13 protein-coding genes are annotated in these 22611 nt (G+C 71.3%); 9 read left to right on the forward strand and 4 right to left on the reverse strand.

The features are described 5' to 3' along the window. The first annotated feature begins 78 nt into the window (after positions 1–78). From ACFY8U_RS19485 to obgE, 5 genes are all read left to right on the forward strand, one after another. Entirely contained in the window at positions 79–870 is a 792-nt protein-coding gene (locus ACFY8U_RS19485) for a TIGR03936 family radical SAM-associated protein (protein WP_361605634.1), read from the forward strand. Between the two features lie 234 nt (positions 871–1104). Beyond that, positions 1105–4836 carry a ribonuclease E/G gene (locus ACFY8U_RS19490; protein ID WP_389571667.1) on the forward strand — a complete coding sequence of 1244 codons (3732 nt, stop codon included), beginning with the start codon at positions 1105–1107 and terminating at the stop codon, positions 4834–4836. A gap of 251 nt (positions 4837–5087) precedes the next feature. Then, the gene (gene rplU, locus ACFY8U_RS19495; RefSeq protein ID WP_015033583.1) at positions 5088–5408 is read left to right on the forward strand and encodes a 50S ribosomal protein L21; all 321 of its coding nucleotides are present in this window, start codon (positions 5088–5090) and stop codon (positions 5406–5408) included. A 14-nt stretch (positions 5409–5422) separates the two neighbouring features. Further along, on the forward strand, positions 5423–5677 hold the full coding sequence (rpmA, locus tag ACFY8U_RS19500) for a 50S ribosomal protein L27 (RefSeq protein WP_073914109.1): 255 nt from the start codon (positions 5423–5425) through the stop codon (positions 5675–5677). Between the two features lie 115 nt (positions 5678–5792). Continuing rightward, positions 5793–7232, forward strand: coding sequence for a GTPase ObgE (gene obgE, locus ACFY8U_RS19505; protein ID WP_389571670.1), 1440 nt, complete (start codon positions 5793–5795; stop codon positions 7230–7232). Positions 7233–7421: 189 nt separating this feature from the next. On the opposite strand, the gene ACFY8U_RS19510 is transcribed toward obgE, so the two are convergent. Then, entirely contained in the window at positions 7422–9590 is a 2169-nt protein-coding gene (locus ACFY8U_RS19510; protein WP_389571671.1) for a PIG-L family deacetylase, read from the reverse strand. A 367-nt stretch (positions 9591–9957) separates the two neighbouring features. Between ACFY8U_RS19510 and ACFY8U_RS19515 the strand changes: the two genes are divergently transcribed. Together ACFY8U_RS19515 and ACFY8U_RS19520 are read left to right on the forward strand one after the other, a co-directional pair. Further along, the gene (locus tag ACFY8U_RS19515; protein ID WP_389572095.1) at positions 9958–10785 is read left to right on the forward strand and encodes a hypothetical protein; all 828 of its coding nucleotides are present in this window, start codon (positions 9958–9960) and stop codon (positions 10783–10785) included. After that, positions 10782–13598, forward strand: a complete 2817-nt coding sequence (locus ACFY8U_RS19520; protein WP_389571674.1) for a stealth conserved region 3 domain-containing protein — start codon at positions 10782–10784, stop codon at positions 13596–13598. Before ACFY8U_RS19515 ends, ACFY8U_RS19520 begins: the two co-directional genes overlap by 4 nt. 99 nt (positions 13599–13697) lie before the next feature. On the opposite strand, the gene ACFY8U_RS19525 is transcribed toward ACFY8U_RS19520, so the two are convergent. Then, positions 13698–15431, reverse strand: coding sequence for a stealth family protein (locus ACFY8U_RS19525; protein ID WP_389571677.1), 1734 nt, complete (start codon positions 15429–15431; stop codon positions 13698–13700). Positions 15432–15626: 195 nt separating this feature from the next. Here ACFY8U_RS19525 and ACFY8U_RS19530 point away from each other — a divergent pair, with 195 nt between their 5' ends. Continuing rightward, positions 15627–17207 (forward strand): glycosyltransferase family 2 protein, encoded by a 1581-nt coding sequence (locus tag ACFY8U_RS19530; RefSeq protein WP_389571678.1) that lies wholly within the window; start codon positions 15627–15629, stop codon positions 17205–17207. Between the two features lie 18 nt (positions 17208–17225). Beyond that, positions 17226–18212: a UDP-glucose 4-epimerase GalE gene (gene galE / locus ACFY8U_RS19535; RefSeq protein ID WP_389571679.1), complete on the forward strand. Its 987-nt coding sequence runs from the start codon at positions 17226–17228 to the stop codon at positions 18210–18212. Between the two features lie 115 nt (positions 18213–18327). Here galE and ACFY8U_RS19540 read toward each other — a convergent pair whose 3' ends face one another. Together ACFY8U_RS19540 and ACFY8U_RS19545 are read right to left on the reverse strand one after the other, a co-directional pair. Beyond that, the gene (locus tag ACFY8U_RS19540) at positions 18328–19509 is read right to left on the reverse strand and encodes a glycosyltransferase (RefSeq protein WP_389571682.1); all 1182 of its coding nucleotides are present in this window, start codon (positions 19507–19509) and stop codon (positions 18328–18330) included. Then, entirely contained in the window at positions 19506–22355 is a 2850-nt protein-coding gene (locus tag ACFY8U_RS19545) for a CDP-glycerol glycerophosphotransferase family protein (protein ID WP_389571685.1), read from the reverse strand. The genes ACFY8U_RS19540 and ACFY8U_RS19545 overlap by 4 nt, the downstream gene beginning before the upstream one ends. Positions 22356–22611 lie beyond the last annotated feature (256 nt).

Genomic DNA, 22611 nt, shown 5'->3' on the forward strand with positions numbered 1-22611 from the left:
GCCACCGCGCCCGCCCCGCACCGAGGAGAAGAACCACTGGGCAAGCGACAGCCCGAAGGCCCGCCGCCCGCACCGGCGGTGCAGCGCATCCGACTGCGCTACACCAAGCGCGGCCGCCTCCGGTTCACCAGCCATCGTGACTTCCAGCGCGCTTTCGAGCGTGCGCTGCGCCGCGCCGAGGTGCCCATGGCGTACTCGGCCGGCTTCACCCCGCACCCCAAGGTGTCGTACGCCAACGCCGCCCCGACGGGTACGGGCTCCGAGGCCGAGTTCCTGGAGATCGCCCTCACCGAGCAGCGGGATCCGGAGACTCTGCGGCTCCTGCTCGACGAGTCGCTCCCGGACGGCCTCGACATCACCGACGCCGTCGAGGCCCGGACCTCCGGACTCGCCGACCGGCTCACCGCCTCCGTGTGGGAGCTGCGGCTCGACGGCGTCTCCGTCGAGGACGCGGAGAAGGCCGTCGCGGCCTTCCTCGCGGCCGACACCGTGGAAGTACAGCGCAAGACCAAGAACGGCATCCGCACCTTCGACGCCCGCTCGGCCGTCGCCGACCTCGTCGCGGACCGTCCACAGGCACGTTCCGAGGCTGATAGGCCCCTGGACAATGCCTGTGCGATACTGCGGCTGGTTGTTCGGCACGTGACACCTGCCGTACGACCCGACGACGTCCTGTCCGGTCTCCGAGCTGTGGCCGACCTGGCGCCGCCGGTCCCCGCAGCGGTGACCAGGCTGGCGCAGGGGCTCTTCGACGAGGAGTCCGGCACGGTGACCGACCCGCTCGCGCCCGACCGCGAGGCAGTCACGGCCGCTCCACCCACGGCCGCCGCGACCGCCTCAGCGACGGCGCAGGGTGCAGGTTCCGCGTAGGGAGCGGTCGTTGTAGCGCAGCCCTGGTACTCGGGAGCCACCTGGGTCGGGCAGCGCACTGACCAGGAGACTTTCGCCAGGCCGTACGTAGAAAGCGTTCGGAACCGGCGAGCCAGACATCAGCTCCCGTGCGGCGCCCGCGCCCCGGACGGCGGCACCGCGCACTGTGCGCGATCGTGCCGCCGGACCGGAACAAGGCGCGGCGCCCGGGGGCGTGACGGGAGAACCGCCCGCATGCTCGAACAGCACGAAGAGAACACCGACAACAACGCACCTGGTGACAAGCTGCCGCCGCGCCGCAGGCGCCGAGCGGCTTCCCGCCCCGCCGGTCCGCCGGTCGCGGCGGAGGTCACCGACACCGTGGCCGAGGTCGTCGTGGAGACGCCCGCCACCCCGGAGCCGGCCGCCGAGCCCGCTCCCGCCCGTACGCGCCGCCGCGCCACGCGGAAGGTCGCCGCCCCCGAGCCGGCCGCCGCGGCACCCGAGGCCGCCGTCGTGGAGGAGGCTCCTGTCGAGGAGCCCGCCCCGGCGCGCACCCGTCGCCGTGCGACCCGCAAGGCCACCACCACCAAGCCGGTCGCGGAGCCGGCCGCCGAGGCAGCGGCCGAGGCCGCCGCCGTCGTGGAGGAGGCCCCCGTCGAGGAGCCCGCCGCCCCCGCTCGTACGCGCCGCCGTGCCACCCGTAAGGCCACCACGCCGGAGCCGGTCACCGAGGCCGTCGCCGAGCCGGTCGTCGAGGCCCCCGCGGCCCCCGAGGCCGCCGCTGTCGTGGAGGAGGCTCCTGTCGAGGAGCCCGCCCCGGCGCGCACCCGTCGCCGTGCGACCCGTAAGGCCACCAGCCCCGAGGTCACCCCCGGCGGAGGCGAGACCCTGCCGCACGAGGCCGTCGCGCAGATCACCGCCGAGGAGGCCGAGCCGGAGGTCGCCGCCGCCGAGAAGGCCGCCACCCGTGGCCGTACCCGCCGCCGCGCGTCTTCGCCGCAGTTCACGGCCGAGCCGGTCTCCGCCCCCAAGGCGGAGGAGGAGCCCCGCGGCCGTCGCGCCGCGCGCCCCGCCGTCGCCGTCTTCCAGGCCCCGGTCTTCACCGAGCCCATGTTCCAGACCCCGGAGACGGCTGCCGCGGCCGCTGCCGCCGGCGCCGTGGAGCCGGAGGAGGACGAGGAGGAGACGGTCGAGGTCGAGGAGACCGCCGCCGTCGCCGAGCCGGCCGAGCGTCCGGAGCCCGCCGGCCGTCGCCGTCGTCGCCGTCGGGGCGAGCCCGCCGAGCCCGTCGCCGTCGAGCCGGTGCCGGCCACCGTCGCCGACGAGCCCGAAGTCGAGGCCGAGGAGCCCGAGGCGGAGGCCGAGGCCGAGGAGTCCGACGAGTACGGGGACCGTCCGTCCCGCCGTCGCCGCCGTGGCGGCCGTCGCCGTCGCCGCGGTGAGCTCGCCGAGGCCGAGGAGGCCGAGGAGAGCGAGGAGTCCGACGAGGCCCGCGCCGAGGACGAGGAGTCCGAGGAGGAGGGCGAGTCCGACGAGTACGAGGGCGGTGCGTCCTCCGGTGGTTCCAGCAGCTCGCGTCGCCGTCGCCGTCGTCGCCGCCGCAGCGGTGACGCGTCCGGCGAGGCCGAGGCGGGCGAGGAGGACGGCGTCCGTACGGTCGTCAAGGTCCGCGAGCCCCGTCCGGCCCGCGAGAAGGCCGAGCCGTCCGACGAGGTCCAGTCCATCAAGGGCTCGACCCGCCTGGAGGCGAAGAAGCAGCGTCGCCGCGAAGGCCGCGAGCAGGGCCGCCGTCGCGTCCCGATCATCACGGAGGCCGAGTTCCTGGCCCGCCGTGAGGCCGTCGAGCGCGTCATGGTCGTCCGCCAGAACGGCGAGCGCACCCAGATCGGCGTCCTGGAAGACAACGTGCTCGTCGAGCACTACGTCAACAAGGAGCAGGCCACCTCGTACGTCGGCAACGTCTACCTGGGCAAGGTCCAGAACGTGCTGCCGTCGATGGAGGCCGCGTTCGTCGACATCGGCAAGGGCCGCAACGCCGTCCTGTACGCCGGTGAGGTCAACTTCGAGGCGCTCGGCATGGCCAACGGGCCGCGCCGCATCGAGACCGCCCTCAAGTCCGGCCAGTCGGTCCTCGTCCAGGTGACGAAGGACCCGATCGGCCACAAGGGCGCGCGTCTGACCAGCCAGGTCTCCCTGCCGGGCCGCTACCTCGTGTACGTCCCCGAGGGCTCGATGACCGGCATCAGCCGCAAGCTCCCGGACACCGAGCGCGCCCGGCTGAAGACCATCCTCAAGAAGATCGTCCCCGAGGACGCGGGCGTCATCGTGCGCACCGCCGCCGAGGGCGCGAGCGAGGACGAGCTGCGCCGTGACGTCGAGCGTCTGCAGGCCCAGTGGGAGGACATCCAGAAGAAGGCGAAGAGCGGCAACGCCCCGACCCTTCTCTACGGTGAGCCGGACATGACCGTCCGCGTCGTCCGCGACATCTTCAACGAGGACTTCTCGAAGGTCATCGTCAGCGGCGACGACGCCTGGGAGACCATCCACGGCTACGTGAACCACGTCGCCCCGGACCTGACCGACCGCCTGTCCAAGTGGACGAGCGAGGTCGACGTCTTCGCGACGTACCGGATCGACGAGCAGCTGATGAAGGCGCTGGACCGCAAGGTCTGGCTGCCGAGCGGTGGCTCGCTGGTGATCGACAAGACCGAGGCGATGATCGTCGTCGACGTCAACACCGGCAAGTTCACCGGTCAGGGCGGCAACCTCGAAGAGACCGTGACGAGGAACAACCTCGAAGCGGCCGAGGAGATCGTGCGCCAGCTGCGCCTGCGCGACCTGGGCGGCATCGTCGTCATCGACTTCATCGACATGGTCCTGGAGTCCAACCGCGACCTGGTGCTGCGCCGCCTCCTGGAGTGCCTGGGCCGTGACCGGACCAAGCACCAGGTGGCCGAGGTCACTTCGCTGGGCCTGGTCCAGATGACCCGTAAGCGGGTCGGTCAGGGTCTCCTGGAGTCCTTCTCCGAGACCTGCGTCCACTGCAACGGCCGTGGCGTCATCGTGCACATGGAGCAGCCGACCGCCCCCGGTGGCGGCGGCAGCGGCAAGCGTTCGAAGAAGCGTGGCCGTGGCGGCGCCGAGCACCACGAGCACGAGCACGTCGATGTCGTGGAGACGGACTCCGAGACCGAGACGGTCGAGACCGAGGCCGAGGTGGCCGCGGAGATCGCCGCCCCGGTGGCCGTGGAGGAGCCCTTCCGCGCCGACGAGGAGCTGTACAGCAGCGCCGCCGAGGCCGAGGCCGCCGCCACGCGCGGTCGTGGCCGCCGTCGCGCGACCCGCAAGGTGTCCGCGCCGGCCGGTCCGCCGGTCGCCGCTGCCCCGGCCCCGGTGGTCGTGGAGGAGCCCGAGCCGGTCGTCGAGCCCGAGCCCGCCGCCCCGGCCCCGGTCGCCGAGGCCGCGCCCGTCGTCGAGGAGGCCCCCGTGGCCGCCCCGCCGCGTGGCCGCCGCCGGGCCACCCGTAAGGCGACGGCCCCGGCCGGTTCGCCGGAGACGGTGATCGAGACGGTCGTCGAGCCGGTGGTCGCCCCGGAGCCGGTCGTCGAGGCCGAGCCCGCTGCCGAGCCGGCGCCCGCGCCTGTCGTCGAGGAGGCCCCCGTGGCCGCCCCGCCGCGTGCCCGCCGCCGGGTCGTCCGCAAGGTGACCGCTCCCGCCGGCTCGCCCGCGGGTGCCGAGGACGCCGCCGTCGTGGTGGTCGAGTCCCCGGCCGCGGCCCCGGCCGAGGTGCCCGTCGCGGAGGCCGAGACCGAGGCCGAGGCTTCCGCCCCGGCCAAGAAGACGGCCGCCCGCAAGACGGCGAAGAAGGCCACCGCGAAGAAGGCCGCCACCAAGAAGACGGCGACGGCCAAGAAGACCGCGGCGAAGAAGACGACTGCGAAGAAGGCCACCGCCAAGAAGACGGCGGCCCCCGCGCAGGACTGACACGGCCGGTGTGGGCCGTTCCGTACCGGGACGGCCCACACCGCCCCAGAGGTCGAAGTCACCGAATTTGACCCCTTGAGGCACCGGCCCGTAACCTTGACCGTCGGCGTGTCGTATGACGCGCCATCCCCCTGAGCACCCTCCTCCCGGTTCCGGGAGAGGCCGCTCGTCCACTTCCGGATCACCGCAGGCCTCGGCCCGCGTGAGCGGCTGGCATCAGGGGACCGTTCCCGAGTGAGAGAGAGATCCGCGTGTACGCCATCGTGCGCAGCGGTGGTCGCCAGCACAAGGTTGCTGTCGGCGACATCGTTGAGGTTGACAAGATTTCCACTGCCAAGGTTGGCGACACCGTAGAGCTCTCTACGCTGCTCGTTGTCGACGGCGACGCCGTGACCAGCGACCCGTGGGTGCTGGCCGGTATCAAGGTCACGGCCGAGGTCGTGGACCACCACAAGGGCGCGAAGATCGACATCCTTCGCTACAAGAACAAGACCGGTTACCGCCGTCGCCAGGGCCACCGCCAGCAGTACACGGCGATCAAGGTCACCGGCATCCCCGCGGCTGCGAAGTAAGGGACTGAGGAGAGATGGCACACAAGAAGGGCGCATCGTCCACCCGGAACGGTCGCGATTCCAATGCTCAGCGGCTCGGCGTGAAGCGCTTCGGCGGTCAGGTCGTCAGCGCCGGTGAGATCCTGATCCGCCAGCGCGGCACCCACTTCCACCCGGGCTCGGGCGTCGGCCGTGGCGGCGACGACACGCTGTTCGCCCTGCAGGCCGGTTCGGTGCAGTTCGGCACCCACCGTGGCCGCAAGGTCGTGAACATCGTTCCGGTCGCCTGATCGGTTCTTTTGCGGAGGCGGACCTCACTTCCCGGCAGGGAAGCGGGTCCGCCTTTCGCGTGTTACTAGATAGACATTCCACCCCGTAGTACCCCTTGTAATTGGAGGCACAACCATGACCACCTTCGTGGACCGCGTCGAGCTGCATGTCGCCGCGGGTAACGGAGGCCACGGCTGCGCCTCCGTACACCGGGAGAAGTTCAAGCCGCTCGGCGGCCCCGACGGCGGCAACGGCGGCCGTGGCGGCGATGTGATCCTGGTCGTCGACCAGGCGATCACCACGCTCCTCGAGTACCACCACTCACCGCACCGCAAGGCGACCAACGGTCAGCCCGGTGCGGGCGACAACCGCTCCGGCAAGGACGGTCAGGACCTCGTCCTGACCGTGCCCGACGGCACCGTCGTCCTCGACAAGCAGGGCAACGTCCTCGCCGACCTCGTCGGTCAGGGCACCACCTTCGTCGCGGGCCAGGGTGGCCGCGGCGGCCTCGGTAACGCCGCGCTGTCCTCCGCGCGCCGCAAGGCCCCCGGCTTCGCGCTCCTCGGCGAGCCGGGTGAGGCGCGGGACATCGTCCTGGAGCTGAAGACCGTCGCCGACGTGGCGCTGGTCGGTTACCCGAGCGCCGGCAAGTCCTCGCTGATCTCCGTCCTGTCGGCCGCCAAGCCGAAGATCGCGGACTACCCCTTCACCACGCTCGTCCCGAACCTGGGCGTCGTCACGGCCGGTTCGACGGTCTACACGATCGCCGACGTGCCGGGTCTGATCCCGGGCGCCAGCCAGGGCCGCGGCCTGGGCCTGGAGTTCCTGCGCCATGTGGAGCGCTGCTCGGTGCTCGTGCACGTCCTGGACACGGCGACGCTGGAGTCCGACCGTGACCCGGTCACCGACCTCGACATCATCGAGGAAGAGCTGAAGCAGTACGGCGGTCTCGAGGACCGTCCGCGCATCGTCGTCCTCAACAAGATCGACATCCCGGACGGCCAGGATCTGGCGGACATGATCCGCCCGGACCTGGAGGCGCGCGGCTACCAGGTCTTCGAGGCGTCGGCCGTGGCCCGTACGGGTCTGAAGGAGCTGTCCTTCGCGCTGGCCGACATCGTCGCCAAGGCGCGTGCCGCCAAGCCGAAGGAGGAGTCGACGCGGATCGTCCTCCGTCCGAAGGCGGTCGACGACGCGGGCTTCACGGTCACGTACGACGAGGCCGAGGACGTCTACCGGGTGCGCGGCGAGAAGCCGGAGCGCTGGGTCCGCCAGACCGACTTCAACAACGACGAGGCCGTCGGCTACCTGGCCGACCGCCTCAACCGGCTGGGCGTCGAGGACGCCCTGATGAAGGCGGGCGCCCGCGCGGGCGACGGCGTCGCGATCGGATCCGAGGACAACGCGGTCGTCTTCGACTGGGAGCCGACGATGATGGCAGGCGCGGAGATGCTCGGCCGCCGCGGCGAGGACCACCGCCTCGAGGCCCCGCGCCCGGCCGCGCAGCGCCGCCGCGACCGCGAGGCGGAGCGGGACGACGCGCAGCGCGAGTTCGACGACTTCAACCCCTTCTAGGGGGGCCTGCCCCCTGGCTCGGCCGGTCCGAACGACGAGCGCCGCCGTACCCCTTCGGAGGGGCACGGCGGCGCCCGCCGTTCAGGCCCCGGGCCGCACACGTCACACGCCCCACGTGCCACTTCGGCCGTGGGGCGCTTGCGCGTTCAGGCGGGTCGGGCGGGTCAAGGCGTCAGGCGGGCAGGGCCCTCAGGACGCCTGGCTGTCCGCCATGTCCCGCAGGCGGGTGATGACCGGGCGGCCCGTCAGGCCGAGGGTGACCACGGCCGCAGGAGCGCCGCCGGCCGCCGGCACCGCTGCCGGGCTGCCCACCGTGACCGCGGTCTGCCGGGCGCGGGCCTCGGCCACTCCGCCGTCGCGGACGTCGTAGACCAGGGCCTCGCCGCCCCCGGCCGCGGCCGCCATCAGCAGCCCGTCCGCGCTCGGCTTGCGGCCGCCGATCAGGCTGACCCGGCCGTAGCCCGGTACGACCGGGTTCGCCACGGTCGTCCAGCGTCCCGTCCGCCCCGCGGCGAGCCGTTCGACCATCACGCGGTCGCTCGTCACCGGCCGGTATCCGAGCAGCACGGAACCGTCCGAGGCGGTCACCGCGTCCGGAACGTCCCCCGGCCTCGCGACGAAGCGCCGTGAGCCCTTGCGCAGTTCGGCGGACGGCTTGCGCTGTGCCCAGTGCTCCACCCAGCCGGGCGCGGCGGCGAAGACATGGATGAGCCCGCCGCCGTCCACCGTCGCGGCGAGGCCTTCCTGGACGTACCCGCCGGGAAGCGACCGCCACGGCGACCAGGTGCCCTGCTCGTCGAGGACGCGGGTGCTCACTCCCTTGTCCCCGTTCCGTACGAAGACGTGGACCCGGCCGTCGGAGCCGGTCACCGCGGTCGGCGGACCGGTCAGCCGGGAGCGCCGGGGGCGGCTCTCGGGGTTGCCGAGCCCGACCCAGCTGGACTCGAACCTCCCGCCGGGCGTCCGCTGCCGCAGCATGACGATCTCGCGGACGTTGCGGGAGGTGCCGCCCTCCAGCCGGGCGAAGCGCAGGGCGAAGATCAGCTGGCGCCCCTTCGCGTCCGTGGTCACGGAGATCGCGGGTGCCAGCGGCCCGCCGCCGAGGTCCTCGGGGGCGCCCAGGACCCCGGCGGACGTGCCGGTCCAGCGGGCGAGGCGGGTGCCGAGCACGGCGTACACGGTCAGGGTGCCGTCCTCGGCGGTCACGACCCGGGGCCCGGCGTTCGGGTAGCGCCGGTGGGTGCTGCGGACCCATCCGCGCCGTGACGTCAGGACCCGGTCGTTTCCGATCACGTAGTCGCCGCAGCCGGAGGCGTTGCCGCACTCCCAGGACGGGTCGCCGCCGTAGGCGTTGAGGTACTCGGTCTTGAGAGCGACCGTCTCGGGCGGCAGATTGTGCGGCCAGCGCTGGTTGTAGTAGCCGCGGTACGACTCGGTCTGGAACGCGGGCGCCTTGCCGCTGCGCGCCGTGCCGTCGGCCCACTCGGCCAGCGCGCGCCAGGTGAAGAGCGCCGTCGCGGTGTGGTCCGGGTGGTCGGAGTAGCCCGCCTGGTCGCTGCCGCGCGGATGCCGCTTGTCGTGGACCTGGGAGTCGGGGTCGGGGTCGAGCGTCCGTATCAGGGTGGGCCGGTAGCGCCGCAGCAGGGAGACGAGGGTGCCCACCAGGTCCTCGCGACCGTAGGAGAACGAGCCCCGGACCGGGGACTCGGGGGTGGGCTGGGTGGGGAGGCGGACGCCGGGCGTGCCCCAGAGATGGGCCATGTTGACCGGCCGGCCCCGGTCCTTCGCGTGCATCCGTATGTTGAGGAAGATCAGCTCCGCGCGTCGTCCCTGGTGCTCCAGGACGTTGAGCTCGGCCTCCCGGCCCCCGGGCAGCGGGAGCGTGGTCCGCTCCCACGTGGTGAAGAGGGGGGCGCCGAGCATCCGCGCGTATGCCTGCCGCAGGCCCTGCTGGCGTGAGGAGACGTACGCGGGTAGGTTCGCGGGCGGCTTCGGTCTGCCGGGTACGGCGTTCACGCCGAAGGAACCGCCGTCCGTGACGTACACGGAGATCACGGGCACGCGGTTCGACAGCGTGTGGATCACGTCGGGGTTCATGAAGAAGAGGTCGTCGTCCGGGTGGGCCACGATCTGCATCACCCGCGCACCGCCGGGCTCCGCGAATCCGTTCCGCGGCTCGGCGCCCAGCTGCCGCACCGGCATTCCGGAGCCGCCTCCGCCCGCGCGGTCGCCGGGAGGCACGGTGGCGGGTGTGGTGGCGCAGCCGCCGACGAGTCCGGCCAGCGTCACGCCGGCGACGGATCCGAGCAGCGTGCGTCGCGACGGCACAAAGTGGTCGAGGTTGATCCGGCGGCCCATCTTCCCCCTGCTTTCCTGCTGGCGATCCGGCGAGATCGCCACAGGTAAAGAGGGGAAACGGCCATACAGGTTTCACTTGATCGAGTGATTGCGGTCACATAATGGTCAAATCAGGAGTCAACTTGCCATTGAACTTCGTCCTTGACAGCATGTGCCGCTGACTGTCAGCTGAGAATGGAAGCCGGGATTCGCCGTGAGTGACTCACTGCTGCCCTACGCGGTGGGCGCCGCCAAGCGAGCCCGCCGGGTGGCTGTACGAATGCGCCGCCGCGTCGAGCGACTGCATACCGCGCCCGCTCTCGGCAGCGGGATCCGGCCCCGTCCCCTTCTTCGCCCCGTGCACTTCTCGGTCCTTGGCGGCCGGACGATGAACGTGGCCCTGCTCGCCCCTGGTGCCCTCGCCATCGCATCCGCGAATCTGGAATTGATTCGCGGCGGACAGCGCCACCGGATCGCGCTGGAATCCGAACCCCAGAGTGACGGCTCCCGTCTGCTGACAGCGACGACGGCGTTGTCGCACGCCGCCCACCCCGAGACCGGCACGTCCGGGATCGCGCTCTCCAGTGGTCTGTGGCGCATGAGCGTCGTGATCGTCGGTGAGGACGGCCGTGAGGTGCGCGCCGGTGTGGCGGCGGCGACGGTCCGGACGACGGACGGGCCGACCCTGCCGGTCTCACCCTCTCCTCGCAGCGGTGCCCAGTTCCGGCTCATGAGGTCCGTCGACGGCCTCGCGATCCTCAAGGTGCGCGCTCCGGATCACCAGGCCGAACTCGACTCCTTCGACCTTCGCTGGGATCGCATCACGGTGCGTGGCCGGCTGATCGCCTCACACGCCGCTCCCGCTTCCTATGCGGCCCAGGCCGTCCGACGCGGCAGCGGTGCGGTGGTCGAGGCGCCCGTCGAGTGGGAAGGAGACGCGTTCACCTTTGATCTCCCCCTTGCTGCCATGGCGTCCGGGCGGCGCACCCAGCGATGGGACGTCCAGCTTCAGCACGGGCGTACGCGTCTCAAGATCGCGCGGAGGCTGACTGACGTGCGTCGACGGAATCAGGTGTTCCGTACCTCGTTCCGTATCATCGCACTGGAGAACGGCTCGCTCCTGCGGGTACATGCCTACATCACGTCGGCCGGAGCGCTCGCCGTCTCCTGCGCTGAGTTCGAAGGCGCCCATGACGGCGCGAAGGAAGTCGCATGAAGATCACCATTCTGCTCACCTGGGGCGACGCCATGGGCGGCACCGAGATGGCTGCCTACACCCAGGCCGCTCAGCTCATGCCCCGCCACGAAGTCGAGATCCTCAGCGTCTTCAAGACCGAGTCGGAGCCGTTCCTGCCCGAGGCCAAGGGCCTTGCGATCCGCTACCTGGTGGACCGCTCGGGCCGTACGCCGCGACCGGTGCGTGCGTCGTCCCTCACCGCCCAGGAGTGTGAGGCCCTGGCCTCGCTGCCCAGCGAGCTGATCCAGACGTCGTGGGAGCCCACCTTCGACCGGCTGTCCGACATCGAGATGACGGCGGCCCTGACGAGCATCGACACCGATGTTCTCATCACGACCACGCCCGCTCTCATGGCGGCCGCCGTCTCGCTCGTGCCCTCCCGCGTGGTGACCATCCACCAGGAGCACCGCGTCTCCCAGCTGCGTGGTGCCACCGGAGAGCCGCTGCTCACCCACGCCCCGCAGCTCGACGCCCTCGTGTCGCTCACCGAGCTGACCACCGACTGGTTCGCCGAGTCGCTGGGCGCTTCGGCTCCTCGCCTCGCCACCATCCCGAACGCGATGCCCGACGGCTACCGGCCCCGCTCCGACCTCGGAAGCAAGACCATCGTGGTCGCCGGCCGCATGGTGCCGGAGAAGCAGCTCGACCACGCCGTCCAGGCGTTCGCCGACATCGCCGACGACCACCCCGACTGGTCCCTGCGCCTGTTCGGTGACGGTCCCCAGCTCGTCAATCTGCGCCGCCTGGTCGAGGGCCTCGGGATGCACAACCGGGTCGAACTCGTCGGGCGCAGCCAGCAGATGGCGGAGGAGTGGGCCAAGGCGGCGATCTGCCTGATGCCGTCGCGTGTGGAGTCGTTCGGACTGGTGATGCTGGAGGCGTTCACCGCGGGCGTCCCGGTGGTCGCGTACGACGCCCTGACCGGACCGTCGCAGATCGTCCGCCACGAGGTGGACGGCCTGCTCGTGCCCGCCGACGACGTCGCCTCGCTCGGTGCCGCCATGTCCAGGCTCATGGGTGACGACGAACTGCGCGCCGCCTACGGTGCCGCCGCGCGCGCCGGAGCGCGCGAGCGCTTCGCCCCCGAGATCATCACGGGGCAGTGGGACGAGCTGTTCGCCGGGATACTCGCCGAACGGGACAAGCCGGGGCGGGTCGCCGACCGTGCCGACCGCGTCGCCCGCCGTATCGCGGCGGGAGGCAGCCGGAGTTTCGCCCTCTCGGCTCCGATCAGCAAGCTCTCGCCGTCGTCCGACGAGCAGAAGGCGCGCGAGGTCATCCTGCAGGCGCAGGACCGCACCTCCCTGGTCCGCTCCGCGGGCCGGCTCGCCGAGGTGAGCGACGAGACCCTGGCCTGGCGCATGGGCGAGATGAATCTCGAACTCTGTGCCCAGGCGTTCGAACGCCACGACGTGCGCTACATCCTCCTGCACGACCCGGCGACCGTCAGCCACCGCCTTGCCGTACGCGCCGACGACCGTGAACGCGCACTGCGCGCGCTCGGCACGGAGACGAGCGGACGCCCGGTCTACGCCGAGCTCGTGACCCCTCGGACGGCCGCCCCCGGCGCCGTCCTGGCCGAATCGCTCACCGCCGCCCCCGACGTCGACGGCGTCCGTGTCTTCCGGCCGCTCGTGAGCGAGAGCCGGACCCTGCGGTACGGGCCCGCCTACGGCTGCCGCGTCGAGTTCTGGTCGCTGGACGACAGCGGCTGGTTCGCCGCGCCCACCGGTACGACGCTCGTCGGTCCGCGCCTGCCCTCGCTGGACGAGTCCGCCCGCATCACCGTCGGCGACCGCGACTACCCGACGTCCGACGTCTTCACGAAGTCGCTGATGTGGAACGTCGACTTTCCCATCGACGCCGTCTACACCTGGGTGGACGACACGGACCCGGTGTGGCGCCAGAAGCGCGACGCCGCGCGGAAGGCCCACGGCCTCCCCGTCGACGGCGCCGAAGCGGGCGATGTCCGCTTCCGCAACCGCGACGAACTCCGCTACTCGCTGCGCTCGCTGGCGACCCATGCGCCGTGGATCCGGAAGATCTTCCTGGTCACGGACGACCAGACCCCGTCGTGGCTGAACACCGAGCACCCGGACATCCAGGTCGTGAGCCACAGCGAGATCTTCGCCGACCCCTTGTGGCTGCCGACGTTCAACTCGCATGCGATCGAGTCCCAGCTGCACCGCATCGAGGGGCTCTCCGAGCACTTCCTGTACGTGAACGACGACGTCTTCTTCGGTCGTCCGCTGGCGCCGAACAAGTTCTTCCAGTCCAACGGCAACTCCCTGTTCTTCCGCTCGCCGACCGCTGTCCCGCCGGGCGAGATCACGGAGGAGACCGAGGGCTACTTCGTGGCGGCGAAGAACAACCAGGCCCTGCTGGAAGAGGAGTTCGGGCGGGTCGCCACCCACGGCTTCCTGCACACGCCGCACCCGCTGCGCCGGAGCGTCCTGGAGGAGATCAGCGAGCGCTGGCCCGACCGGACCCGCGAGACGGCCGCCACGCCGTTCCGCGGCCGGGCGGACCTCTCGATCACCTCGTCGCTGCATCACCACTACGCCTACCTGACGGGCAAGGCGGCGCAGGGCGGCATCTCCTGCGGCTACGCCAACATCGGCGACTACAAGCACCACGTGATGCTCAGCCGACTCCTGGCGGCCCGGCACCGGGACGTCTTCTGCATCGGCGAGTCGGCGGAGGCCGAGGTTCCGGTGGATGAGCAGGACCGCGTGCTGCGCGCGTTCCTGGAGGCGTACTTCCCGGTCCGCTCGCCGTACGAGCGGGACTGACGCACGACGAACGCGAAGGGGCGCCGGGACCGATCAGGTCCTGGCGCCCCTTCGTCGTGTGTGACGGCGAGGGCGGGCCGTTCGGACCCGCCCTCGTGTCTACTTCTCGTACGGGCTCGGCACCGGGAAGTACGCCTCCAGGAAGGGCGTGATCAAGTCCTTCTGCTCGGTCACGTCCTGCTCCGTCGACACCGTGTCGTTGACACAGAACACGGCCTTGTCGCGGCTGGCGAGCAGCCGGCCGAGCCGGGTCTCCGTCCACGGATGCGTCAGGTCCAGATACGCGTACGGCAGCTGGGACGGCACCGCCCGCTGCGTGTGGAAGGCGTAGTAGTGGTGCAGCGACGACGAGATGGAGATGTCGTCGATGCTGCGGAACCTGCTCGCCTCCGTACGGCGGTACTCGGCCTCGAACTCGGTCTCGATCTCCGTCAGCACGCTGCGGCGCAGCGGGTGCGGCATGTGCTTCATCTTCTGGACCAGGACGGCGCCGTAACGCTCCTCGATCAGGCGCCGGTTGTTCTTTCCGGCCGCGGCGACCGGCGGGTCGTCGACGGTCCGCTCGCCGAGCGGCACCAGGGCCGGGGACGGGAAGAACTTGGTCAACCCGTTGGAGTGGAAGAAGTCCTGCGGGGTGACCTCGTTGCCGAGCATCACATCGTCGTTGAAGTAGAGGAAGTGCTCGGACAGCCCCTCGATGTGGTGAAGCTGGCTCTCGATGGCGTGCGAGTTGAACGTCGGCAGCAGGTCGGGGGAGCGGAAGACGTCCTTGTGGCTGACCACCTTCAGGCCGGGGACCTCGGCGTCCAGCCAGTCGGGCTGCTGGTCGTCCGTCACCAGGTAGATGGTGCGGACCCACGGCGCGTACATGTGCAGCGAGCGCAGCGAGTACCGCAGCTCGTCGCGGCTGAGGTAGCGCGCCGCGTTGGCCGCCTCCGCGTGGTAGGCCTCGCCCGAGAACTCGGCGCGACGGCGCAGCCAGGCGGGGTCGGAGCCGTCGACCCAGGTGTAGACGACGTCGATCGGGAAGGTGACCTCGTCGGTGTGGACGACGGCCGTCTCCGCGCGGGCCGGGACCTGGGCCGCGTCGGCCGACTCGCGGGGCGCGAGGCTGGTGAAGTACGACTCCGGCACGGTGACGGTCTCGCCCCGCAGCGGCAGCGCGGAGGCGATCTTGCCGGGCCTCGGCGCCACCAGCTCGCCGTCCTCCTCGTGCCAGAACTCCACGTCGCAGCCGTACCGGTCACCGAGCTTCAGCAGATGCGTGGGATCGGTGCGGTACCAGGTGAGACGCAGCACGTCGGCGTCGCGCAGCCGCTGCCAGGTGGCCGCCTCGAAGCCGGGCTGGGAGGTCGCCGAGACGGCGCTGCTCCCCCCGACCGGGGCGACATAGCCCGGCAGCCGGTTGCAGGCGTCGGTGAGCGCCGTGATGACGGCCGCGCGGTCCTCGGCCCGTACGGCCACGGCGGCGGCGGTGTCCGACTGGCTCCGTACGCAGAAGTGCTCGATCCCCGCACCGGACAGCGCGCTCAGCACGGAGTCCAGGTTCGCGCGGCGGGCCTCCAGCGGGGTGATCCCGGTGGAGACCAGGGCGACCTTCGACTCGCGGCCGACGGTGATCACGGCGCGGTCGGGGGCGGCGGTGAGCGCCTCGTACCGCTTGGCGACCCGGCCGCTGCGCAGCCGCTCGGCCGCGGCCGTGCCGTTCGCGATCCGGATCTTCAGACGGCGGCGGACGTCGGCGTCGACCTGCGCGACGATGGCCTTCCGCACGCGTTCCGGTATGGCTCGGCGGTAGACCCCAAGCAGCCGGGGTGCCTCGGGATTGCGCACTGCGGTCGACTCCTGAACCTGGACATACGGACATGTGAACGTATCCAGTATGACGGGTGACGGCCCCCCTCCCGGAGGGGCCCGGAGCGCCCGGGACGAACGCAGCCCGGCGCGCGATGCGGCGGGCGCGCGTCCCGTAGGATCCCCGATGTGAGTAGCGTCACCCCGCCTCAGGTAGCGGGCAAACTCGGTGTCGTGGTAATCGCACACAATGACGAGGCCCTGGTCGCTGAGGCGATCCGGTCCGTCCTCGACCAGGGACCCGTGGTGGCGGAAGTCATCGCCGTCGACGACGGTTCGAGCGACGGCACGGCGCGGGTCCTGGACGAGCTGGCCGCGCTCCACCCCCGGCTGCGCGTGGTCCACCGCACGGTGAACAGCGGCGGCTGCGGCACCCCGCGCAACGACGGCGTCCGCGCGGTCACCGCTCCCGTGGTGATATTCCTCGACAGCGACGACATCCTCCCCGAGGGGGCTGCCGAGGCGCTGGTCGCCGCGGCCGAGCGCCATCGCGCCCCCGTCGCCGTCGGCGCCTGCGTACGGCGCGAGCTGCCCGAAGGCCGCGACGTGCGCTGGCAGCCCGCCCTCTACCACGAGCCGGCCCTCCTGGAGACGGCGGCGGACCTCACCCCGCTGGTCCACGACACGCTCTGCGTCAACAAGGTCTACGACCGGTCGTTCCTCGCCGAGCACGGCATCCTCTTCCCCGAAGGCCACTGCGTCTACGAGGACTTCCTCTTCACCGCGCGCGTCCTGGCCGCCGCGCCACGCGTCGCCGTGGTCCCCGACACGGTCTACGTCTGGCACGTGCGCCGCGCCGCCGCCCATCTGTCGATCTCCCTCGACCGGGACGGCGTCACCAACTGGCAGGCGAGGGTCGCCGCCCACCGCACCGCCGTCGAGACCTTCGAGGCGGCCGGCCGTACCGAGCTCGCCGCCGCCTGCCGCACCAAGTTCCTCGAACACGACCTGCGCCTGTACGCCCGCGAGTTGAGGCGGCGCGACGCCGCGTACCGCAGCGAGTGGTGGGCGGCGACCCGGGAACACCTCAAGACGTTCGACGAGAGCGACCTCGCCGCGGCGGCGGCCCCCTCACGCTGGATGGCCCGCTTCATCCTGGCCGCCGACGAGCCCCGGGACCTGACCCGACTGTCCCGGCTCGCCGCCGACCCGGCCCGGCTCCTCCCGCCGTACGCCCGGAGCGGAAGCGCCGCCGTCTGGTCCGACGACCTTCCCGGCGCGGAACTGGACGGCATCGACGCCCTGCCGCCGGCCGCCCTCCCGGTGGTCGTCGACGCCGCCCTGTACGGCGACCGGGGCGGTGAGCTGCGGTTCACGGTGCGCGATCTGTACGGCAGGCTGAGCGCGGCAGTACCCCGTACCGCCCAGGTCTCGTTCCTGCCCCGCGGCTCGGACGTGCCCGTCCGTACCGAGCGGGCCGAGCTGCGCGAGGTGGCGGGCGGCTGGACCGGCCGCGTCCCGGCCGGACTCACCGCCCTCGCGCTGGCCGGCCGCGGCCGGGGAGACAGAGGCCTCCAGCTCTGGGACCTCCGGATCACGGTGGGCTGCGCGGACGGCGAGTCCTTCGTGACCGCGCTGCGGCTGCCGGAGGAACGGCAGCGCCGGTGGGTCCGGCCCAGCAGCCGGTACGGTGTGTTGCTGGTGCAGCAGTACACCACGGCCAACGGCTCGCTCGCGGTGCGGATCGCACCCGGGGTCCGCGACGGACTCCGGACAGTCGGAGCCAGGCTACGCAGGCTCTTCCGCGGTGCTTAGGAGAGGAATGTGGGCGCTATGACTTATCTGATCACCGGTGGTGCCGGATACATCGGCTCGCACGTGGTCCGCGCCATGACGCAGGCGGGGGAGCGGGTCGTCGTCCTCGACGACCTGTCCACGGGCTACGAGGAGCGGGTCCCGGAGGGCGTGCCCCTGGTGGTCGGTTCGACCCTGGACCGCGAGGTGCTCGACCGGACCATCGCCGAGCACGGTGTCACGGGCGTCGTCCACCTCGCCGCGAAGAAGCAGGTCGGCGAGTCCGTCGAGCAGCCTCTGCACTACTACCGCGAGAACGTGCTGGGCCTCACCGTTCTCCTCGAGGCCGTGGCCGCCGCCGGCGTGCGCAACGTCCTCTTCTCCTCCTCGGCCGCCGTCTACGGCATGCCCGACGTCGACCTCGTCACCGAGGAGACGCCCTGCCTGCCGCTGAGCCCGTACGGCGAGACCAAGCTGGCCGGCGAGTGGCTGGTCCGCGCGGCCGGCAAGGCCCACGGCATCTCCACGGCCTGCCTCCGCTACTTCAACGTGGCGGGCGCCGCCACCCCCGAGCTGGCCGACACCGGTGTCTACAACCTGGTCCCGATGGTCTTCGAGCGGCTCGACGCCGGTGAGGCCCCGCGGATCTTCGGCGACGACTACGCCACCCCGGACGGCACCTGCGTCCGCGACTACATCCACGTCGAGGATCTCGCCGACGCGCACCTCGTGGCCGCGCGCAAGCTCGCCGAGTGGGCCGCCGCCGGCGAGCCGCGCGATCTCACGGTCAACATCGGCCGTGGCGAGGGCGTCTCCGTCACCGAGATGATCGACCTGATCAACGAGATCACCGGCCACTCCGCCGCGCCCGTCGTCGCCCCGCGCCGCCCCGGCGACCCGGCCCGCGTCGTCGCCTCCGCCGACCGCATCGCCACGGAGCTGGGCTGGAAGGCCCGCCACGACGTCCGCGACATGATCGACTCCGCCTGGGCGGGCTGGGTGGCCCGCCGCGGCGTCTCTGCCTGATCCGAGGCCGGTACGAGGCCGGTACGCAGCCGATACGAGGGGAGGGCCGCCGGTCACCGGCGGCCCTCCCCTCGTCGTCCATGGGGCCTCGCGCCTCCGGCGGCCCCTCGGCTCCCTAGCGCTCCAGCAGCGCGAAGAGGGACTCCCAGCGCGCCACGATCTCGTCCGTCGAATACCGCTGGATGTCGACGCGGGCCCGCTCGCCCATCCGGTCCCGCAGCTCCTTGTCGGAGATCAGCTCGTCGAGCCTGCGCGCGAACTCACCCGTGTTGCCGGGCGGCACGACGAGCCCGTTCTCCCCGTCCGCGATGATTTCCCTGACACCCGGGGCCACGTCGAAGGCGACACACGGCACGCCCGTCGCCATCGCCTCCATCAGGGCGAGCGGGAAGCCCTCGCCCCGCGAGGACAGCGCGAACAGCGAGCCGCCCCGCAGCGCGCCCGGCACGTCGTCCGTACGCCCCATCCACTCCACGGAGTCGGTCAGCCCGAGCCGGGCGGACTGCGCCTTCAGCGCCTGCTCCTCCTCGCCGGAGCCGTGGACCCGCAGGACCCAGTCGGGGTGGCGGGGCGCGACCTCGGACCAGGCGTCCAGGAGCAGGTCGACACCCTTCTCCTCGTGCAGCCGGGCGATGCTGACGACCGCCTTGGCCGTACGCGGGGACGGCTCGTCGGGGAAGAACGGCAGCGGGTTCGGCATGGCGCCGACGTGGTCGAAGCGCTGGCGGATCCACAGGTCCGCGTCCTCCCGCGTCAGCGCGAGCATCCGGTCCACGTCCTGGTAGTACCGCTTGACCCGCTGGAAGCGGGACGAGGCACGGCACGTCTGGAAGGACTCGTGGCTCATGCCGATCACCCGCAGCCCTGAGGTGTCCGCGAGGGCCACCCACTCCATGGCCCAGACCTGCGTCACGACGACGACGGAACCCGGGCGCACGGAGCGCAGGATCCCCGTGAGCTTCGCCGCCTCCCTGCGCATGCCCGACGCGCGCGAGGCCCTGCGCCGCCGCTCGACGAGGTCGAGCCGGCCCTTCACGCCGCGCCGCGGCTTCAGGACCGGCGGATGGGCGTCGTACAGCGTCGTCGTCCGGTAGGGCAGATCGGTACCGAGGTCCGCGCGTCGCTCCTCCGGGGCGGGGACGATGCCGACCACATGGACCTGGTGGCCGCGCTCGCTGAAGAGCCGGGCCATCTGGTGCGACCAGCTGGTGATGCCGCCGATCTCGTCGACGCTGTTGGAGACGAGGACGATGTCCCTGGTCGTCGTCCCGGTCGTTGCCTGCATCGTCTCGGTCATCGACGGCTCCACCCGGAGAAGAACTTCTGGACGATCGAGTGCGCGGCGTCGCCCTGGTCGTACTCGCCGAACTCGGCCACGAAACGCTTGCGCGCGTCGGAGTACTCCCTGCCCTCGGACTCGAGGTTCCGCAGCGAGGCGTGGAGTTCGTCCTCCGTGCGGAGGACCGGGCCGGGCGCGTGCTCCAGCAGGTCGAAGTACGTCCCGCGGTCCTCGTGGACGTACGTCTCGTAGTCGTACGTGAAGAAGAGCATCGGCCGGTCGAGCAGCGCGTAGTCGAACATCACGGAGGAGTAGTCCGTGATCAGCGCGTCGGCGAGCTCCATCAGCGGCATCACGTCGTGCTCCGAGGAGACGTCGACGACCTTGCCCTCGACATCGGGCGGCAGCACCACGTGGTTGAAGTAGTGGGCCCGCACCAGCAGCACGTAGCGGTCGCCGAACTCCTCGGCGAACCGCTCCACGTCGAAGGGCAGCGCGAAGCGGCTGGCCTTGCCCGCTGTGCGGAAGGTCGGCGCGTACAGCAGCACGGTCCGGTCCGCCGGGATGCCGAGCTTCTCGGCGAGCGGGCCGCGCACCCGGCGCCCCGCCTCCTCCTCACGCTGCCGGGCCTGGACCAGCACGTCGTTGCGCGGGTAGCCGGAGCGCAGCAGCGTCCGGTCCTTCAGCCGGAAGGCCTTGGCGAGGGTGCGTACATCGTGCTCCGACCGCACCAGGAAGTGGTCGAAGCGGTCGAGGTGTTCCTGCTGGGCCTCCTGTTGCTGCCGCGTCTGCGCCTTGAGGCTGGGCTGGTCGAACCCCATCTTCTTGAGCGCGGAGCCGTGCCAGGTCTGGATGTACGTCGTCTCGGGCCGCTTGGTGAGCTTCAGCGGATAACTCTGGTTGTCGACCCAGAACTCGGCGCGGGCCAGCGCCTTGAGGTACGGCAGCGACCAGCGGCGTACGAGCTGGACGTCCTCGGGGAAGTCCTCGGGTGTTCCGGCGTACGACCAGACCGCGTGGAAGTCCAGGCCCTGGCGGCGCATCTCCTCGTAGATCGCGCGCGGGCTGTCGCTGTACTGCTTGCCCAGCTGGCTCTCGAAGACGACCGTCCGCTTCTTCACGGGCAGCCGGCTGTACACCTCGTGGTAGAGCCGCAGCTTGGTCTCACCGGAGGTGAGGGTCTTGCGCAGCGCCTTGGCCCGCCGCAGGCCGGACTTGGCGACCTGTCCCGGCTTCCCCCGCAGGCCGCGCTGGACGAACTCCTCGATCCGGTCACTGTCGCCCTTGGACGAGACCAGACGGAAGGCGAGATGCCCCTTGGCGGTGGGGTGCGGCTCTATGCGGTCGCCCACCAGGCGCGTCAGCCGTGGCTTGACGGGGAGCGCTCCGCCGCCCAGATCGTGCTGGTCGACGGTGAGCCGGGTCCGGGTGCGGACGCCGTTCGCCCGGAGGATGACGCGGACGTCCCACACCGGGTCGATGACGCCGAGGGGCCGGAGCGTCGAGCTGATGTCGGCCTCGGTCTCCCAGCGGACCGTTTCGCCGTCGTGGCGCAGCGAGGTGATGGGGAAGAGGTACGTCCGCAGGCTGCGGCGGCGGGCGCGGAACTCCAGCTCGGCGGTGAGGGCGTCCCCGGGGGCCACGATCCCCAGCGGGTTGGTGATCCGGCCGGCGAGGCGCGCGGTGCCGTCGGACTCCGTGTAGGAGGTGAGTTCGTTGCGCAGGAACAGCCTGTCGATCGGCTTCTGGTGATAGCCGAGTTCGGTGACGTCGAGGACCTCCCGGCCGAACGCGTCGTCGAGGTGCTCGGCGCACCAGTAGACCCGGCCGTCGCGCCGGGCGAGCGGGGAGGAGACCTTGTCGCGGTGGATCAGGGTGTCCACGGCGGGCAGCAGGTTCTCCCAGTCGCCCTTCTCCAGGAGGTACGCGCAGATCGCCTGGATCTTGGCCGCCTTGCCGTACGCCTCGCGGTCCAGGCCCTGGAGGTACGGCCGGGAGAGCTCGGCGAACTCGCGGCGGTAGGCCTCGTCCCGGAAGGGAAGATCACGCAGATGGAGGACGAGGTCGTGCTTGAGGAACTTGACGTCCTTGGCGGCCCGCAGCTCCTCCAGACCGTGCCGGTCGAGGAGCGCGTCGATCCGGCGGTGGATCTCCAGCCGGTGCCGGTAGTTCACCATCTCGTGGCGGCTGTTGGTGACCGACTTGACCTCGGCCTGCTCGTAGACGTGCCAGAAGTAGACCTGGTTGGGGATGAGGGTGATCTTCTTCGCCGCGAGGTAGGCGTCGGCGACGAACATCAGGTCCTCGTAGAACATCCCCTTGGGGAAGCGGAGGCCGTTGTCGAGGAGGAAGTCGCGGCGGTAGCACTTGTTCGTGGAGAGCGTGTCCCAGACGAACAGGTCGGGCAGTTCGGTGACGGACTCCAGGGTGCGGGTCGCCGAGTAGAGCCACGCGTACCACTCGTTGCGCTTCTCGTGCCGGGTGTCCTTGGTGAGGCGCACGCACAGCCCCGAGACCAGGTCGGCGCCGGTCTCCTCGGCGGCCGCGACCATGTTGCGGCAGGCGTTGCGCTCCAGGACGTCGTCGCTGTCCAGGAACATCACGTACCGGCCCCGCGCGTGGCCGATGCCGACGTTGCGCGGCTCGCCGCCCGCGCCGCTGTTCTCCGGCAGCCGGTAGGCCCGGACCCGCTCCGGCTGGGCGGCGGCCAGTTCCTGGGCGACCTCGAAGGTGCGGTCCCCGCTGCAGTCGTCGACGATGACGACCTCGACGCTCCGCAGTGTCTGGTCCAACACCGATCGCACGGCCGTCGGGAGACGCTCCGCGTCGTTGTAGGCGATGACGATCACTGAGACGTCAGGCACTGGCACCTCGATCCATTTTCGTGCGCAGGCTGCCTCGACGGCACCTCGCGTTCACTTTCCGACGGTCCGATGGGGTGGGAGGCGTCCGGGTGGGGGTCCGCGCCCGGATGACGGGGCGCTCCGCGATCGGATTCGTCGATTTTTAAGGGGCAACCCTATCGGCTCCGTCCTCTTCCAAGAGATGTGTGCGCATCGGGTCATAACCTGTTTGTGCATAAATGGACGAGGGAAAGTGACGGGCCGTTCGAATGTCGAC

This window comes from Streptomyces sp. NPDC012508, from assembly GCF_042902595.1.
In the GTDB taxonomy this organism is placed as follows: Bacteria; Actinomycetota; Actinomycetes; order Streptomycetales; family Streptomycetaceae; genus Streptomyces.